This is a genomic window from Corynebacterium sp. HMSC22B11 (assembly GCF_001815965.1).
Classification (GTDB): domain Bacteria; phylum Actinomycetota; class Actinomycetes; order Mycobacteriales; family Mycobacteriaceae; genus Corynebacterium.
Genome location: NZ_KV823515.1, coordinates 1 through 17,610 on the forward strand (window position 1 = coordinate 1; position 17,610 = coordinate 17,610).

Here is a 17,610-nt window from a genome sequence, read left to right on the forward strand (position 1 = left end):
ATTAAACCAGTCCAACTTTCGGGGGCTAGTTCACTCTGCGGGGATTCATTGCTTCAGGGGGGATTAGGCTGCGGCGGCCTCGGCTTTGTTCCTCCGGTCGATGAAGTAGTAGCGGATGGACATTGCCACCGTGAACACCACGCCTGCGATGAGGGCGGAGTGGAAATCCGACATCCAGAACATCGTGCCGAAGGTCAGCAGGATCATGGCGATTGCGAAGTATTGACCCAGCGGCCATAGCGGCACCGTGAAGTGCGCGTGGGCGACGTCCTCGGAGTTCAGGTGCTTGCGGTAGGCCAGGTGGCTGATGAGGATCATCAGCCACACGAAGATTGTGGCGAAGGTGGCCAGCGCGGCGATGTCCTGGAACAGGCGCTCAGCGGTCGGGTTGATCAGCTGCAACACGATGCCGATGACCAGCACGATGAGCAGGGCACTGATCGTGGAGACCGGCACGCCGTTGCGCGGGTCGATCTTGGCGAACATCTTCGGGGCGAGCTTCTGGCGAGCCATACCGTGAATCACGCGGCCGGCGCCGTAGAGATCCGAGTTGATCGCGGACAGTGCCGCGGAGAGAACCACGACGTTCAGCAGGGCAGCGGCCCAGCCGATGCCCAGGGAGCTGAAGATCTGCACGAACGGGGACTGCTCGCCGGTGATCTCGCGCCACGGAATCACCGCGACGATGACGAAGATCGCGAGCACGTAGAACAGCAGGATGCGCATCGGCACCGTGTTGATGGCCTTCGGGATCGTCTTCTCCGGGTCCTCGGCCTCGGAGGCCGTCACGCCGATGATCTCCGTGCCACCGAAGGCGAAGAGCACCAGAATGAGGGCGGACAGCACGCCGGTGAAGCCGTTCGGGAACAGGCCGCCGTCGTTCCACAGGTTCGAGATGCCGACGGTGCCGCCGGTGTCCACGTTGAACACGAGGATGGCCGCACCACCGAGGATCATGGCGACCACCGCGGTCACCTTGATCGTCGTGAACCAGAACTCCAGCTCACCGAACCAGCGGGCGGAGGCGAGGTTCGCCGCCCCCACGATGATCAGCGCCACCGCGACCCAGACCCAGGAGGCCGTCTCCGGGAACCAGAACTTCATATACAGCGCCACGGCCGTGAGGTCGGCCAGGCACACGATGATCATCTCGAAGGCATACATCCAGCCGGTGATGTACCCGGCCCATCCGCCCAGGTAGCGGCGGCAATATTCCGCGAAAGAGCCAGCGACGGGGTGGGCCACGGACATCTCGCCCAGGGCGCGCAGCATGAAGTACACGATCGCGCCGCCGAGCAGGTAGACGAAGATGACACCGGGGCCCGCCGCGCCGATCGCGCCGGCGGAACCGTAGAACAGCCCGGTGCCGATGGCCGAACCCAGCGCGATGAAGTGGATGTGTCGGTGGCGCAGCGCGCGCCGCAGCTCGCCCTGGTGGCTGTCAGTCGTGGATTCGCCCGCCGTGGCGGCCTCGGGCGCTGGTTGTTGCGACATGGGATTGTCCTCCGGATTCCGTCAAGCCGCGAAAGTCAGATCGATATCAGCCGTAGTATGCCACGTCACACTCCGGGCGAAAGATTCGGGTCGGTGCTGGATTGGTACTGGGGCTGCACCGGGGTCAGTGCTGGGGCAGCACTGGGGTCAGTACTGCCAGCAGCCACAATCAGTGCAGGCTGCGATCTGCCTTCCACCGGGTGGCGCGGTATGGCTTTTGCTGGCCGCAGAGCGTACTGTCAAGTGCGATGAGTGATACTGATAGCGTCTCCGGCGACGTCAACAAGCCGGTGGATAACGATTACTCGGTAGCTCAGAACAATCTGCAGGAAGAGGCTCAGCAGGCGCCGGTCAACGATGCGCCGCTGAATATCTCTGATGTGTTGGGGGAGAACACCGAAGATTCCGCGATGGAATTCGCCGGTGGCTCCGCTGTAGCCGAGGGCGCAGAAGATTCTGGGAAGACCGACAATCTCAACAACGAGAAGAACAAGAACGAGAACCCAGAGGACACTGTGGCCGATCAGCAGGCGGAAACCGTAGAAAACAACAACGACAACGACACCACCCCGACCGCGTCCATCCAGGACGTCGCCGTCGCGAAGGACGACGAGCAGGCAGACAACGCGAAGGAAGACAAGGACGACGACGGTGCCGGTTTCGGTGACCTGGGTCTGTCGCCGGAGGTGCTCGACGCCGTCCGTGCCGTCGGATTCACCTCGCCGTCCCCAATCCAGGAGCAGACCATCCCGCTGCTGATGGCAGGGGAGGACGTGGTCGGCCTCGCGCAGACCGGTACCGGTAAGACCGCCGCCTTTGCGCTGCCGATCCTGTCCCGGCTGAACCTGAAGTCCCGCAAGCCGCAGGCCCTGGTGCTGGCACCGACCCGTGAGCTGGCGCTGCAGGTCGCGGAGTCCTTCGAGGACTTCGCGGGGAAGATGGGTGGGGTCAACATCTTGCCGATCTACGGCGGCCAGCCTTACGGCGCGCAGCTCTCGGGCCTGCGCCGCGGCGCGCACGTCGTCGTCGGCACCCCGGGTCGCGTGATCGATCACCTGCAGAAGGGCAGCCTGGACATCTCCGAGCTGCGCTTCATGGTGCTCGACGAAGCCGACGAGATGCTGAACATGGGCTTCCAGGAGGACGTGGAGCGCATCCTGGAGGACACCCCGGAGGAGAAGCAGGTCGCGCTGTTCTCGGCGACGATGCCGTCCGCGATCCGTCACCTGTCTAAGCGCTATCTCAACGAGCCGCAGGAAGTGACGGTCAAGTCCACCCAGCGCACCGCGGAGAATATCGAGCAGGACTACCTGATCGTGCACCACCGCGAGAAGCTGGACGCGCTGACCCGCATCCTCGAGGTCACCGACTTCGACGCGATGATCATGTTCGTCCGCACCAAGAACGACACCGAGGAGCTTGCGGAGCGCCTGCGCGCCCGGGGCTACGAGGCTGCCGCCATCAACGGCGATATCGCCCAGGCGCAGCGCGAACGCACCGTGGACCAGCTCAAGGACGGTCGCCTGGACATCCTGGTCGCCACCGACGTCGCCGCTCGTGGCCTGGACGTCGAGCGCATCACGCACGTGTTCAACTACGACATTCCGCGTGACACCGAGTCCTATGTGCACCGCATCGGCCGCACGGGGCGCGCGGGGCGTTCCGGCCGCGCCGTGCTGTTCGTGACCCCGCGTGAGCGCCGGATGCTGAAGTCCATCGAGCGCGCGACGAAGTCCCGCCTCAACGAGATCGAGCTGCCGAGCGTTGACCAGGTCAACGAGGCCCGCAAGGCGAAGTTCAACCGCGAGCTGACCAAGAACCTCGAGGATCCGCAGGTCTCCGTGTTCCGCGAGCTGGTGACCACCTACGCGGAGGACAACGGAGTCACCCTGGAGGACATCGCTGCGGCATTGGCAGCCGGGGCCCAGGGCGGGGAGAAGTTCCTCATGGAGGAGGCTCCGCGCCGCGAGCACAAGCGCCGCAGCGACGACCGTTACGGCGATGCCGATCGCCGTGGTGGCGGGGCGTACCGCTCCTTCGAGGAGCGCTTCAACAAGCCAGCCCCCCGGTTCACGGATCGCAACGGCAACGAGATGGAGGTCTACCGCCTCTCCGTCGGCCACCGCCAGCGCGTGCGCCCGGGCGCAATCGTGGGTGCCCTGGCCAACGAGGGCGGGCTGAACTCCCGCGACTTCGGCCGCATCAGCATCTTCTCCGAGCACTCCCTGGTGGAGCTGCCGGCGGACCTGCCGAAGCAGGTCTTTGAGGCCCTCGACCAGACCCGCGTGTCCGGTCAGCTGATCAATATCGAGCCGGACCCGGGTGCCCCGAAGGGCCGCCCGGGCTCCCACCGTGGCAACCGCCGCGACCGCGATGGTCGCCGCGGTGGCTACCGCGACGACCGGGGCCGGGGGGAGCGCCGGGGCGGCGGACGCTTCGACCGCGACCGCGACCGCGGTGGGCGTGGGCGCGGCCGTGGGCACCACAACCGCTTCGAAGACTCCCGTGGGGATCGCCGTGGCGGTGGCCGCCACCGGGACGACCGCGGTTTTGAGGGGCGTGGCGGCCGCGGTAATAACCGCCGCGGGGGACGCTACTAGCCGAAACCTGTAAATCCGGCTGACGTGGAAGAGGCCACGTCAGCCGGATTTTTCGTAGGGGTCGGCTGGGTCAGGTGGCCAAAGCAAGGCATAGAGAAATAGCCGTGGGAGTGAGTTTCACTCCCACGGCTATGTGGCATTCGCGCGCTGCATGCGAGCGCCTGCGAAAATGCGTGGACTAGACGAACATCAGGACCGCGGTGATCAGCCACAGCAGGTTGAAGATGCCGCCGAACATGGCAGCCTTGCCGGGCAGACCCTTGGCCGCATCGCCCTGGACGGCGGCGAGCTCGTCCTCGCTCGCCGGGGTGTCGGATTCGTCGAGGCCATCAACGGAGATCAGGCCGCGACGCTGCTGCGGGATCACCGCCAGCAGCAGGACCAGCCAGGCCGCCAGAGAGGTGAGAATGGCGGCGTGGAAGGCGTAGTTCTGCATTGCGCCGTCCACGGTCATGAAGGCGACCAGGCCCAGCACGGGGACCAGCAGGGAGATGTAGCCGTAGCGGCGGGTCATGCCAGCCAGGGTTGCCACGGAGCCCACCGCCTTGGCGGAGCCGGACTGCGCGGCGCGCAGGGAAGGTGCGAATGCCGAGGTAGCGATCGCGACCGGTCCGATGAGGAGGATCGCAGCGATGACGTGGAGAGCAGTAATAAATTGATCCATGTGAACCACTCTGTCAAAAAATTCGTGACTAGTCACAAAACCCCCGGTCAGCGGGGCAGCTGGCAGGCCTCGCGGGCAGTAGCAGCGTCGCCGGCGGTGATCGCCAGCCCGTAGCGGGCCACCACCTCCAGGTAGCGGGCCACGTAGGGGCAGCGGGCCGCAGGGTTGGGCGGCAACCAGGCCTCCAGCGTCGCATCAGACTTCTCCCGGTTCAGCTCCGAGGCGGTGACCGCCAGGTTGTAGTGCCAGTCATTGGCGAAGCGATGACGCTTCTCTGCTGTCCAGGCGTGTGCCCCCAAATCCCAGGCCGCGGCGAGTGGAACAATGTGGTCGATATCCGTGCCCTGCGGGCGTACCGGTTCGGCGGAGTACTCATCGGATGCCTCGCCGGTGGCCCGCGGGCAGGGGCTGGCGGGGTCGGTGGGGAAGTTCAGGTTCAGCACCAGCTCACGGGTCGAGCAATAACTGCCATCAGGTGCGATGCTGTGCGCCCAGCCCTGCAGAAACCGGGTGCGGTCGTAGCCCACCACTCGGATCCGCTGGGGCACGACCTCCACCCGCGCCAGGGCCTGGCGGGCCAGCTCCTGCGCGCGCTGATCCACAGAGCGGCCCCCAGGCAACCAACCAGTTGGCACCGGAACCGACGTCGTGAAAAACAACAGACCAGCCACGGCGGAGAGAAAGACTAGAGAGAAAAAGAAACGTCGCCCCATGTTGTCTTAGACAACGCGAGGCGACGTTTGGTTCCCGAGGTTGCGGAAAAATTTTCCGCAGGGAGGGGAGGGGCTACTTAGCGGCCTCCTCCACGAACTCCTTCTCGGTGAGGCGATCGGCCTTGTTGCTCAGCTCGATGGACTTGTCGAACTCATCCAGAACCTTCGCGGAAGGCTCCTTGGTCATCAGGGTCACGCCGACCATGAAGACCACGTTGGCCAGCACGCCCGGGATCATCTCGTAGAGGCCGAACGGCTTATCGGCGATGCCGAAGTTAGCCAGGCCGCCCCACAGGAAGCTGACGATCGCACCGGCAGCCAGGCCGGCGATCGCGCCCGGGGCGTTCAGGCGACGCCAGTACAGGGAGGCGATGATGACCGGGCCGAATGCGGAACCGAAGCCGGCCCACGCGAACTCGACCAGGCTCAGCACGCCGGAATCCGGCTTGGCCGCGATGAACACCGCCAGCAGGGCGACGACGAGCACTGCGAAGCGGGAGAGAACCTGCAGCAGGCGATCGGAAGCGTTCTTGTTGAACAGGCCCTTGTAGATGTCCTCGATCAGTGCGGAGGAGACCACCAGCAGCTGGGAGGAAATCGTGGACATGATGGCCGCCAGCACTGCGGTGAGCACCAGACCCGCGATCAGCGGGTGGAACAGGATCTGGCCCATGTCCAGGAAGATCGTCTCGAAGTTGATCTGGTCGACGATCTTGATGTCTGGGTTCTCGGTGAAGAATGCCGGGCCGATGATCGCCACGAAGACGGTACCGACCATGGACAGGCCCATCCAGGTCACGCCGTAGAACATGCCCTTGCGAGCAGACCGTGGGGTACGCAGCGCCATGAAGCGCACGATGATGTGCGGCTGGCCGAAGTAGCCCAGGCCCCAAGCCAGACCAGAGATGATGGTCACGAAGCCCACGCCGTTGACCAGGGAGAACCAGTTCGGGTTCGGCTCCAGGCCGGAGGCAGCGTAGGCGTTCTCCGTCTGGAAGCTGAAGATGGCGCTCGGGTCCTCCATGTGCAGAACCGCGAAGATCGGCACCAGGATCAGGGAGATGAACATGATGCAGCCCTGCACCGCGTCCGTGTAGGACACAGCGAGGAAGCCACCGACGAAGGTGTAGATCACGGTCACACCGGCGATCACGGCGATGCCGACGGCGTAAGAGGAGTCAAAGGTGGACTCGAAGTAGCGACCACCGGCGACCATGCCGGACGCCACGTAGAAGGTGAAGAACAGCAGAATCACGAGGCCAGCGACCACGCGAAGCACGTGGGACTTGTCCTCGAAGCGGTTCTCCAGGAAGCTCGGCACGGTGATGGAGTTGTCCGCGATCTCGGTGTAGGCGCGCAGGCGTGGTGCGGTGAACCACCAGTTGAGTGCGCAACCGAGCAGCAGGCCGATGGCCACCCAGAGCTCAGAGAAGCCGGATACGAAGATCGCGGCGGGAAGGCCCATCAGCAGCCAGCCGGACATATCGGAGGCGCCAGCGGACAGGGCTGCGACGAACGGGTTAAGGTTTCTGCCGCCCAGCATGTAGTCCTCGTACTCGTCGGTCTGCTTATAACCGAGGAGTCCAATGAACATCATGGCGATCAGATAGATCACCATTGCTGTGACGAACCATGCTTGGTCTGTCATACAGAATGTCTCTTTCTTTGTAGGGTCGAGACTTCCTGAAAGACCACCCGGGGCCGATGAAGAGCCGGCCGAATGGTTAGTCGAAGTCAATATTTAAAACTTGAGCATGGCCATGATGCCAGAATTCTCAACGCTTTTCTGCCAAAATCCTGAAAAAAGACCGAAAGAATGCCGTGTTGCTGGGCTTTAATGAGAGGAAAATGGGCAGTCTACGTGCGCCGATTCGGTGTGTCCGCGGGGCATGGTAGACCCTTATAACTATGGGATCTGCTTTTCTGCTGCACGCGCTCGTGCCGGCCGGGGGCGGCGTGCAGCTGTGGGCCGAAAAGGTGGCCGGCCGCCAGATCGTCATGCGCGCCGAGGACATCCCCGACGGGCAGTGGCCCGCAGAGCTGCGCGCCGTGCTGGCTGCTAAACCGCTGCGCTCCCGAGGCCAGGTGCTCGTCTCCACCCCGAGCGGTAAGCCCACCACCCTCGCCATCCCCACCGCGGCGTGGGTGCCAGAACAATCCATCGCGCTGATGGAGCAGCTGCGCCGGATCGCCACCGATCCCGAGGTTCGCGAGGGCCTGGGCCCCGAGGTGATCTTCCTCATCGACCTATTCGAATACGTGGAAGCCACCGTGAAGGCAGGGCGGGTCATGGTTCGGATGGAGCGGCAGGATCAACAGTGGCACCCTCGCTTCACCCTGGCTACCGCCGGGGAGCATTCCGCGGTGCTCAATGAGTTCCGGGCGCAACTCCCCGGAGTGCTGGCGCGCAACGGCAACGGGGACGTGGTGGGGGATGCCGCAGACGACTGGGCGCATTGGATGGCCGTGAGCCTCGTTACCGACCGCGCCCGGCCGCCGGAATATGAGGAGTTGGAGAGCCCTCTGGTCACCGACCTCCTCGCCGGGCGGGCCACCGCGAAGGCGGGGCCCGCAACGGTGAGCGCGCTCAACGAGTGGCGTAGCAGCGCTAGGGATGCAGCCACCCAGCTGGTCTTCCGGCTCACGGATCCGGCTGATGCCCGGGAGCTTGGGGAGCCGGTGGTGGCGTCGTCCCTGGCGGAAGACCGCTCCACCGCCAACAGGGAACACGAGCAGGAGCGGGCAGGGGAGGATGCGGCGAAGCAATTCACCTGGCGGCTGGAGGTGGGGCTGTCGGTGGACGGGGCACCCGCCGAACCGGTCAACACCACGACCGCCGGCAATGAGCAGGCGCGCAAGATCCAGCAGCGGCTACACCAGGCGGCGAAGGTGTGGCCGCGCTTGGGCAGGCACCTAGGCCCCGTCGACCGGTGGGCAACCGTGGGCCGCTGGGTCCCACCGGAAGCTGCCTATACCGGGGACCCCGCCCTCGACCGCCAGCTGGCGTTCAGCGTGGACCTCGACGACGTGGCGGATCTGTTGGACACGAAGGCGAGCCAGCTGCAGGAGGCGGGTTTTCCCGTCATGATCCCACGGGCTTGGGCACCGAAGACCACGCAGGTGGGGGCCAAGTTTCAGGCGGTGGGCTCCGGGCCGGGTTCCGGGAAGCTCGGGATGGACCAGCTCCTGGACTTCGAATGGAACCTCTCGGTGGACGGCACCCCGGTTGGGGAGTCGGACAAGCTGGAACTCATCAGCTCTGCCCACCAGATCGTGCAGGTCAACGGGCAGTTTGTCTTCCTGGACAAGAGCTCGCTGAGCAAGGCCCGAGGGTGGCTCAGCGCTCTCACAGACGCGGCGGAGAAGGACGCGGCGGAGCTCAGCGAAGTCACGCTGGCAGAGCTGCTGGAGGCGGAGGCCGCCGCCGAGGCTCACGGGGGCGAAAACCCGGACCACAACATCCGGGTGGATATGGACGGCTGGGTGCGTCAGCTCTTCGACCGTGAGAACGTCGTTGCTCCCGCCCGGCAGGTGGAGCTGCCAGCGACGGTGCTGACCGAATTGCGCGAACACCAGCGCCGCGGTGTGAACTGGTTGGCGTGGATGGCGGAGCACGGCCTGGGGGCGATCCTTGCCGATGACATGGGGCTGGGGAAGACCCTGCAGGTGCTGGCCCTGCTGGCCTGGGAAAAGGAGGAATCTTCGCCGGCGGGCTCGGGCGAGGATGCCATGGGTCCGACCCTGGTGGTCGCGCCCACCTCCGTGCTGGCTGCCTGGCAATCGGAGGCCACCCGTCACATCCACGGCTTCTCCGTGCTGGTGGATCACGGGGCCGGGAAGGTGACCGACGCCGAGTTCCCGGAGCATGCCCGGCAGGCGGACCTCGTCGTCACCAGCTACGGGACGGTCGCCCGCAACCCGGAGCGCTATCAGAAGATTCGGTGGCGCCGCGTGGTTGCTGACGAAGCACAGAACATCAAGAACCCCGCGACGAAGCAGTCCCAGGCCGTGCGCGGGATCCCCGCCAATCACCACATTGCGCTCACGGGCACGCCGGTCGAAAACCGGCTCTCCGACCTCTATGCCCTCATGGACTTCGCGAATCCGGGGATTCTGGGCTCGGCCGCCGCGTTCCAGAACCGCCTTGCTATCCCCATCGAGCGTTATCAGGACGTCGGCGCAACCGAACGTCTCAAGCGGATCGTGGAGCCTTTCATCCTCCGGCGTCTCAAAACAGACCCTGCAGTGGGGGTGGCGCTGCCCGAAAAGCGGGAACACGTGGAAACCGTGCCACTGTCCGCCGAACAGGCAAGCCTCTACCAGGCCTATATCGCGCAGGTCGAGGAGGCCCTGGAGCAGGGATCTGCCAGTCGCCGTGGCCTGATCCTGGCCTCCCTGGTCAAGATCAAGCAGATCTGCAACCACCCCGCGCACTTCGCGGGAGATGGCTCGGGGATCCTGCGTGGCGGGAAGCACCGCTCGCCGAAGATCGAAAGGATTTTCGAGCTCATCGGCCAGGCCGTGGCGGAGGGCAAGAAGGTGCTTCTATTCACGCAGTTCCCCTCCTTTGGTCGGATGCTCGCGCCCGCGATCGAAGCCGAGTACGCGATGCCCGTCCTCCAACTCGACGGTTCAGTGAGCAGGTCGCGGCGCACGGAGCTGGTGGCGCAGTTCCAGCGCGATACCGGTCCGGGGGTCATGCTGCTTTCGGTACGCGCCGGGGGTACTGGAATCACCCTGACCAGGGCTTCCGTGGTGATTCACATCGACCGCTGGTGGAATCCGGCGGTGGAGGATCAGGCGACGGACCGCGCCTATCGCATCGGTCAGGAGCGTGACGTCGATGTGTATAAATTTGTCTCGGCGGGCACCCTCGACGAACGCATCCATGAGATCATCACCGGCAAGCGGGACCTCGCCGGAGCCGTCGTGGGTGAAGGCGAAGGCTGGATCGCGAGCCTGAGCGACGAGGACCTGGCCGAGCTCTGGCAGCTACGAGAGTCCTCGGACGTGTCTGCTGCGGATGCTACATCTGTGGCTACCAAGGTTCCCGGAGCGGATAACCAGTCGGAAGGAGGCAGCAGATGAGTAGGAAGAACACTCCTCGGACCACCTGGGAAGGCAACGTCATCCTCGCGGATTTCGGGGCCCGCCGCCGTGCGGAGGCAGTCACCCCGCGCCCGTCGATTCCCATTCCTGCCGATCCGCTGGGCCCAGAAAGCTGGGCCGGGGCGCAGCTGCTGGAAGCCGTCGCTGGCGCCACCGACCGCGGTCGGCTGGAGCGAGGCCGGGATTATCACTGGGGCGGCCACGTCCAGAGCATGGAGCTGAGCACCAACACGGTGGTGGCGTTGGTCGCCGGCACCCAACCACAGCCCTTTGAGGTGGTGATCAAGGTGGCGGCGCTGAGTGCGAAGAGAAGGGACTTCATCGCCGCGGAGGTCGCCGCCGACCCAGCGCTCCTGCGCACCATCATCCGCGGAGATGCGCCCCCGACGGATCTCGCCGCGATGCTGCTGCGGCCCGATCAGATCCGCTTCGAGGGCTGCACGTGCCCGGATGGGGCGCCGGTGTGTAAACACGCGGTCGCCGTGGCCTATCAGCTGGCGGATACCTTTAACCACGATCCCGCAGCCATCCTGCAGTGGCGTGGGGTCGAAGCAGCCGAGGCGCTGCGCAGCGTCCAGCTCAGCCACGCCGGGGAGCAGGAGAGCAGCTCAACCCAGCCGAACTCGAGAAGCTCCGCCCAACAGGCCCCGGAGGTGCTCGACCAGGCGGAGTTCTGGGGCTCGGAGGAACGCCGGGTGAGCTGGTCGGCGCCGCCCGTGGAAAGCGGGCTGGAGCTCGGGGATCGCGATGCCTTGATGCGGGCTCTGCGCAGCCTGAGCTGGACCAGCGTTGATCAACTGCAAACGATGCACGAACTGGAATTGTGCCTGGAGATGATCACCGATGACTCCGGGCGTTTCGACCCCACCCCGTGGGCCCGCCCGGTGACGGGCACGAGGATGAAGTGACAAGGTGAAGAACATGAGCGATGCACAGCTGACAACGGCGTCTTCCCGGCCACGCGATGCCGGCGTGGGTGCGCATTCGGTGCGCTTCCTGCACACCTCCGATTGGCAGATCGGGATGGGGCGGCGCTTCCTCGGCGAGGATAACCAGCGGCTCTTCGACGAGGCGCGGCTGGCAGCCGTGGAGAAGCTCTTCGCGGTGGCTGCCGACCGGAAGTGTGAGGCCATCGTCGTCGCCGGGGATGTTTTCGACGACAACCTCCTGGCGGAAAAGACCTGGACGCGGATCCTCGATGTGCTGCGCAACGCCCCGGTTCCGGTCTACCTGCTGCCGGGCAATCACGATCCGCTCAACCCGGCGAGCATTTACCACCAGCCGAGCCTGCAGCAGCTGTCCCCAGACAATGGCGGGAAGGTGACTGTTCTGCGGGACTCGAACCCAAGGCCACTGCGCGAGGGGGTGGAGATCATCGGCGCGCCGCTGCTGAGCAAGGTGGCCAGCGAGGATCTGGTGTACCGGGCGCTTGCAGACCTGTCGCCGGCAGAGAATACAATCCGCATCGCGGTTGGTCACGGGCACACGGAGTCGCGGGACAGTGTCGCGGATCCGTCGGTGATCGACGTCGCCCGGCTCAGCGAGCTCGCCCGGCAGCGCGTCGTCGACTACGTGGCCCTGGGGGACACGCACTCCGCGATGCCCCTCGATGACCGTGGCGTGGTGTGGTACTCCGGCGCTCCGGAGGTCACCGACTTCAAGGAGCCCGACGGCGGTGGCGAGTCCAACTCGGGTAAGGCGCTGGTCGTGGAGGTCGGCATCGACCCGGAGAACCCGGCTGCGCCCGCGACCGTTGCAGTGGAGCAGGTTGAGATCGGCCAGTGGCGTTTCCTGGCGATGACGGAGGACATCAACTCCCCAGAGGACGCCGAGGACTTCCTGGCGAAGCTGGCCAGCCTGCCGCAGCCGCGATCGACCGTGGTCAAGTACGCGCTGCGGGGGAGCATCGACCTGATGACAGACATCCGGTTGGAGACCGCGCTGGCCGAGCAGCGCCCTCGCTTCGCCGCGCTCTACGAGCGCACCCGGCTGATGGATCTGCACGTGTCCCCGGAACTGTCGGAGCTGCGTGGGGCCCTCCAGCTGCGGGGCTACCCAGAAATCGCGATGGAGAAGCTGCTCGCCCTCGCCGAGGACCAGCGTCAGGCCCAAGGGACTCGAGATCAAGCCACGGATGCCCTGAAGCTCCTTTACCGCTTGGCCGCCGGCGTGCAGGTCAAGGAAAGCTAGGTGACGAGGACAATGACAAACTCACAGCAGCACAACACCGGGGCCGGCCTGGCCATCCACCGCCTGACCTTGGACGACTTCGCGGGAGTGCCCCACGTCGACCTCGACCTGGCGGATTCCGGGGTCACCGTGGTGCACGGGCGCAACGAATCCGGAAAATCGACCCTGCTCACGGCTATGAAGCTCCTGCTCAACACGAGCGTGAACACCAAAACCCGCAAGCAGGAGGTCATGGCGCTCAAGCCGGCAGGCAGCAATGGCAAGCCCACGGTCGCCGCTGAGATGAGCATTGGGGCTTACCGGCTGCGGATCGAGAAGAGCTTCGGCACCGGCCGACACGCGGCCACACTCGATGTCTCGGCGCCCGCTGTGGAGAACCTGGTGGACCGGGAGGCTGAGGAACGTTTCGCGGAGATCCTCAACGAGACGGTGGACCGCACGCTGCTGGATGCGCTGACAGTGGAGCAGGGCGCGAGCCTGGAGGCTTTCTCCGCTGGCCGAATCCAATCCCTCAGCACCGTTCTGGCGGCACAGAGTGACCAGAGCGCGGAGGCCGATACCGGCCACGAAGTGGATGCGACGGCCGCGGAGCTGCTCGCGGCGATCGAGAAGGAATACGATCGCTATTTCACCGCCAAGGGGGCGGTGAAGAGGAACGGTGAGCTGCAGGCGACCCAGGACGAGCACGAGGCCGCAGAACGAGCTTTGGTGGAAGCCACCGAGACTTATGACGGAGCACAGCGGCAGATCCGGGCGATCACGGAACTGGAAGAGGAGGAACGCCAGGCTGCGGCGGAGCTGCCCGAGGCGAAGCGGGCCGTCGAGGAACTCGAGGAACAATTGCAGACCGCCCGGGCGGCCCAGGAAAAGCTTCGGGGCTTCGAACGCGAGGTCAAGAACGCGCACCAGGCACTCGATCTAGCGAAGTACCGCCATGACGCGCGGAAGAAGCAGGTTGAAGCGGTGACTGGCAAGCGAGCCGAGCTCGAGAAGGAACAAGAGCGGCGCGATGAGCTCGCAACGAAGGCGGCCAAGGCTGAGGAAGAACAGCAGAAGCTGAAAGCGGAATATTCCAGCGCTGCCGCGCAGCAGCGATTCGCACGAGGCTACGTTGCCTGGGCGCAGGCTGGCACCGAATACCGAGCGGCGGAGAAGAACCACCAGAACGTCGCCGAGCGCGCAGCGGAGGCAGAAAAGACGGTGGGTAGGCTGCGGGAGCTGGAGAATAAGCTCGCGGAGAACCCGGCGACCCAGCAGGCCCTGGACGCGCTGAGTAGCGCCAACACCCAGCTTGCCGTGGCGACCGCGCAGCAGGAGGCAATCGCCACCGAGGTGAAGATCACCGGTCCTGCTGGCACGGTGCGCGACGGCGAGGAGGATGTCGAACTCACGGCGGAGGGATACCGCACCCTGGTGAGTTCCCCGCGTCAGTTCGCACTCGGGGACTACCGCGTTGCGGTCACTCCGGCCCGAGACACCAGCGAGACGGAGACCGCGGTGAGCCGTGCTCGGGAGCAGGTCGCCCAGGCATCGAAGGCCCTCGGCATCGAGGACGGGGACACGGAGGCCGCTCACCGGCTGGCCCAGCAACGGCGCGCCCTGGAAAACGATCGCGACGAGGCACAGCTGGAGCTGCGCGGAATCACCGGGGGCGTGAGCTCCCAGGACCTGCAGTTCAGTGTGGAGCAGTCCAGCCGAGAGCTGGTCACCGCAGGTGAGAAGCTATCCGACCGGGCCCGCGCCGCGGCCAATATCTGGCGGGAGCTGGGCGGGAATGCAGAGCGGGCCGAGGAATTCGGCCTTGAACCCGAGCTGGAAGAACAGCTCGCCCAGTTAACGCGGGACTCGTCGCGAGAAGCGACGGAGGACACAGAGCCGCAGGTCGCTGAGGCCCAGACTGCGGGGGAGCAGGACCCAGGGCACAACGATGGGCTTGCGGGGCTCGTGGTCGATCTGGAAACAGCACAACTGTTCCTCGAGCGCAGCGAGGCGCGGTACACCGCAGCTCAGCAGGCCAAGGATGCGACGGAGCACTCGCAGATCCTCCAGGAGCACAAGCTGGCAGAACTCAATGCTACGCAGCAGGCGCAGCAGCTCGCGGCCGCAGAGAACGAGTTGGCGCAGCAGCGCGAAGAGGCCAGCGACGAGCAGCTGGCGGAGGCCGTCGCCGTGCAGAACAGCGCGTTGGTGGAGGCTGCCGCGATTCGCGATGAGGAGAAGGAGAAATACGAGTCCGCCGCCACCGCCGAGCAGCTTGAGGGCCTCCTTAACGGTGAGAAGGCGGGTCTCGGGGTGCTGCAGAAAAACGCCACGCAACGCGGCCAGGAGCTCGTCCGCCTGCGCACCGAGTTGGCCGGCCGCGAAGGCGCTGCGGAGGCCAAGCGTGAAGCGGCAGCCGGGGCGGACCGGGCCGCTCGCACCCTGGCTGCCGTCACTGCCCGGGCGGAGGCCGCCCAGCTTCTGTGGGAGACGATGAATGAGGCTCGTGCCGAGCTGCGGGGTCGCTACTCCCGCCCGTTGTCCGAGGCCTTCCATATCCTTGCTCGCACCATCTACGGTCCGGGGGTCCAGTTCGAGTTCGACGAGGACTTGCAGGTGAGTCGCCGCATCGACGACGGCGTGGCCCTCGACGTGTCCTCCCTGTCCGGTGGTGCGAGGGAGCAGATCAACCTGCTTTCCCGGCTCGCGGTGGCATCGCTGGTGGCCCGGGGTGGGGGAGTGCCGATCATTATTGACGACAGCCTCGGTTACAGCGACCCGCAGCGCAGCAGGGACATGAACGTGGTGCTCTCCCAACTGGGCGAGCAGCACCAGATCATCGTGCTGACATGCGATGCGCAGCGCTTCTCCCGCGTGGTGGGCGCCAAGCAGGTGGACATGGTTCAGCTGCGCCGTGGTGGGGAGTAGCCCCGCGGCATGAAAAAGCCCGGGTGGGACGCGCATCTCGCGCGCCGCCTCCCGGGCAATAAAACGTGCCCCCGAGACGATTCGAACGTCCGACCGCTGGTACCGGAAACCAGTGCTCTATCCCCTGAGCTACGGAGGCATCAGATCGGTAGTCTAGCACCCTGGGTGCAAGCGGAGGCAAAAGCACCCCGCCGAACAGCGTGCCCAGCGCATACGGATGGGGGCGACGAACCCGCATTACGTGCTGATAAAGTCTTTAGGCGTGACTCCAGCAGAACTTTCCGAATTCATTGCACGCATCGCCCGCGAGGTCCTCACCGAGCGCGGACTGGACGCCTCCGTCGTCCCCGATAACCCAACGGTCGAGCGCCCGCGCAACCCAGAGCACGGCGACTACGCCACCAATGTCGCCATGCAGACCGCCAAGAAGGCCGGTACGAACCCCCGCGAGCTGGGCACGTGGCTCGCTGAGAAGCTGGCCGCCAGCCCGGAGATCGACGAGGCCAGCGTCGCCGGCCCTGGATTCATCAACATCCGCCTGGCCGCTGCCGCGCAGGGCAAGATTGTGGAGAACATTCTCGCCGCTGGCCAGGGCTTCGGCCGCGGAGATGCCTACAAGGGCACGAAGATCAACCTGGAATTCGTCTCTGCTAACCCCACCGGTCCGATTCACCTGGGTGGTACCCGTTGGGCCGCCGTCGGCGACTCTCTTGGCCGCCTGCTGGCCGCCCAGGGTGGCGAGGTGACCCGCGAGTACTACTTCAATGACCACGGCGGCCAGATCGACCGCTTCGCGAAGTCCCTGCTCGCCGCCGCGCGCAACGAGCCCACCCCGGAGGACGGCTACGGTGGCCAGTACATCCAGGACATCGCCGCCCAGGTCGCCGAAGCGAACCCGACCTGGGGCGAGCTCTCCGACGCGGATGCCCAGGAGCTCTTCCGCGCCCAGGGCGTGGAGCTGATGTTCGACCACATCAAGACCACGCTGAAGCAGTTCGGCACCGAGTTCGACGTCTTCTTCCACGAGAACTCCCTCTTCGAATCCGGCGCGGTGGACAAGGCCATCGAGGAGCTGAAGTCCAACGGCAACCTCTACGAAGCCGACGGTGCCTGGTGGCTGCGCTCCAGCGACTTCGGCGACGACAAGGACCGGGTCGTCATCAAGTCCGACGGCAATGCCGCCTACATCGCCGGCGACATCGCCTACATCGCGGACAAGATCAACCGCGGCCACGACCTGTGCATCTACATGCTGGGCGCGGACCACCACGGCTACATCGCCCGCCTGCAGGCCGCCGCAGCGGCACTGGGGTACGACCCGAAGCAGGTGGAGGTCATGATCGGCCAGATGGTCAACCTCGTCCGGGACGGCGAGGCCGTGCGCATGTCCAAGCGCGCCGGCACCATCATCACCCTCGACGACCTGGTCGAGGCCATCGGCGTGGACGCGGCACGCTACGCGCTAATCCGCTCCTCGGTGGACTCCTCCCTGGACATCGACATGGACCTGTGGGCCTCCCAGAGCAACGAGAACCCGGTGTTCTACGTCCAGTACGCCCACGCCCGCCTGTGCTCCCTGCAGCGCAAGGCCGACGAACAGGGCGTGGACTTTGGCGGCGCCGATCTCTCGCTGCTGACCCACGACCGCGAGGGCACGCTGATCCGTTCCCTGGGCGAGTTCCCGAAGGTGGTCCGCACGGCCGCTGAGCTGCGCGAACCGCACCGCATCGCCCACTACGCGGAGAAGCTGGCCGGGGATTTCCACCGCTTCTACGACGCCTGCCAGGTGCTGCCGAAGGCCGACGAGCCGACCGGCGCGGACGCCGCACCGGTCTTCCACGCCCGCCTGGCCCTGGCCGCCGCCACCCGCCAGGTGCTGGAGAATGCACTGAGCCTGGTCGGCGTGTCCGCACCAGAAAGGATGTAAGGCTAA

10 protein-coding genes and 1 tRNA gene are annotated in these 17,610 nt (G+C 65.6%); 6 read left to right on the forward strand and 5 right to left on the reverse strand.

All coding sequences use genetic code 11. The features are described from left to right. Positions 1 to 63 precede the first annotated feature (63 nt). The gene (locus HMPREF3088_RS08025; RefSeq protein ID WP_070759258.1) at positions 64 to 1,494 is read right to left on the reverse strand and encodes an amino acid permease; all 1,431 of its coding nucleotides are present in this window, start codon (positions 1,492 to 1,494) and stop codon (positions 64 to 66) included. Between the two features lie 248 nt (positions 1,495 to 1,742). On the opposite strand from HMPREF3088_RS08025, the gene HMPREF3088_RS08030 reads away from it, so the two are divergent. Beyond that, positions 1,743 to 4,094 carry a DEAD/DEAH box helicase gene (locus HMPREF3088_RS08030; protein ID WP_070759260.1) on the forward strand — a complete coding sequence of 784 codons (2,352 nt, stop codon included), beginning with the start codon at positions 1,743 to 1,745 and terminating at the stop codon, positions 4,092 to 4,094. Between the two features lie 178 nt (positions 4,095 to 4,272). On the opposite strand, the gene HMPREF3088_RS08035 is transcribed toward HMPREF3088_RS08030, so the two are convergent. From HMPREF3088_RS08035 to putP, 3 genes are all read right to left on the reverse strand, one after another. Next, positions 4,273 to 4,758 carry a hypothetical protein gene (locus HMPREF3088_RS08035; protein WP_070759262.1) on the reverse strand — a complete coding sequence of 162 codons (486 nt, stop codon included), beginning with the start codon at positions 4,756 to 4,758 and terminating at the stop codon, positions 4,273 to 4,275. 47 nt (positions 4,759 to 4,805) lie between these two features. Continuing rightward, on the reverse strand, positions 4,806 to 5,360 hold the full coding sequence (locus tag HMPREF3088_RS08040; RefSeq protein WP_246818123.1) for an HNH endonuclease family protein: 555 nt from the start codon (positions 5,358 to 5,360) through the stop codon (positions 4,806 to 4,808). A 184-nt stretch (positions 5,361 to 5,544) separates the two neighbouring features. Further along, the gene (gene putP / locus HMPREF3088_RS08045) at positions 5,545 to 7,119 is read right to left on the reverse strand and encodes a sodium/proline symporter PutP (RefSeq protein ID WP_070759264.1); all 1,575 of its coding nucleotides are present in this window, start codon (positions 7,117 to 7,119) and stop codon (positions 5,545 to 5,547) included. 260 nt (positions 7,120 to 7,379) lie between these two features. Between putP and HMPREF3088_RS08050 the strand changes: the two genes are divergently transcribed. From HMPREF3088_RS08050 to HMPREF3088_RS08065, 4 genes are read left to right on the forward strand one after another with little or no spacing between them, the layout of a single operon-like run. Continuing rightward, positions 7,380 to 10,559 carry a DEAD/DEAH box helicase gene (locus HMPREF3088_RS08050; RefSeq protein ID WP_070759266.1) on the forward strand — a complete coding sequence of 1,060 codons (3,180 nt, stop codon included), beginning with the start codon at positions 7,380 to 7,382 and terminating at the stop codon, positions 10,557 to 10,559. After that, positions 10,556 to 11,488 carry an SWIM zinc finger family protein gene (locus tag HMPREF3088_RS08055; RefSeq protein WP_070759268.1) on the forward strand — a complete coding sequence of 311 codons (933 nt, stop codon included), beginning with the start codon at positions 10,556 to 10,558 and terminating at the stop codon, positions 11,486 to 11,488. The genes HMPREF3088_RS08050 and HMPREF3088_RS08055 overlap by 4 nt, the downstream gene beginning before the upstream one ends. Before the next feature lie 13 nt (positions 11,489 to 11,501). Then, positions 11,502 to 12,770 carry a metallophosphoesterase family protein gene (locus HMPREF3088_RS08060; protein WP_070759367.1) on the forward strand — a complete coding sequence of 423 codons (1,269 nt, stop codon included), beginning with the start codon at positions 11,502 to 11,504 and terminating at the stop codon, positions 12,768 to 12,770. Positions 12,771 to 12,782: 12 nt separating this feature from the next. After that, a complete protein-coding gene (locus HMPREF3088_RS08065) occupies positions 12,783 to 15,677 on the forward strand; it encodes an AAA family ATPase (RefSeq protein WP_070759270.1) in 2,895 nt (964 codons plus the stop codon). 66 nt (positions 15,678 to 15,743) lie between these two features. On the opposite strand, the gene HMPREF3088_RS08070 is transcribed toward HMPREF3088_RS08065, so the two are convergent. Then, positions 15,744 to 15,816, reverse strand: a tRNA-Arg gene (locus tag HMPREF3088_RS08070). A 123-nt stretch (positions 15,817 to 15,939) separates the two neighbouring features. On the opposite strand from HMPREF3088_RS08070, the gene argS reads away from it, so the two are divergent. Next, entirely contained in the window at positions 15,940 to 17,604 is a 1,665-nt protein-coding gene (gene argS / locus HMPREF3088_RS08075; RefSeq protein ID WP_070759272.1) for an arginine--tRNA ligase, read from the forward strand. Positions 17,605 to 17,610: the final 6 nt, after the last annotated feature.

Bases quoted from the DNA above. Each gene is read 5' to 3' on its own strand.
- HMPREF3088_RS08025 (WP_070759258.1), bottom strand. From the start codon at position 1,494: ATGTCGCAACAACCAGCGCCCGAGGCCGCCACGGCGGGCGAATCCACG.
- HMPREF3088_RS08030 (WP_070759260.1), top strand. From the start codon at position 1,743: ATGAGTGATACTGATAGCGTCTCCGGCGACGTCAACAAGCCGGTGGAT.
- HMPREF3088_RS08035 (WP_070759262.1), bottom strand. From the start codon at position 4,758: ATGGATCAATTTATTACTGCTCTCCACGTCATCGCTGCGATCCTCCTC.
- putP (WP_070759264.1), bottom strand. From the start codon at position 7,119: ATGACAGACCAAGCATGGTTCGTCACAGCAATGGTGATCTATCTGATC.
- HMPREF3088_RS08050 (WP_070759266.1), top strand. From the start codon at position 7,380: ATGGGATCTGCTTTTCTGCTGCACGCGCTCGTGCCGGCCGGGGGCGGC.
- HMPREF3088_RS08055 (WP_070759268.1), top strand. From the start codon at position 10,556: ATGAGTAGGAAGAACACTCCTCGGACCACCTGGGAAGGCAACGTCATC.
- HMPREF3088_RS08060 (WP_070759367.1), top strand. From the start codon at position 11,502: ATGAGCGATGCACAGCTGACAACGGCGTCTTCCCGGCCACGCGATGCC.
- HMPREF3088_RS08065 (WP_070759270.1), top strand. From the start codon at position 12,783: ATGACAAACTCACAGCAGCACAACACCGGGGCCGGCCTGGCCATCCAC.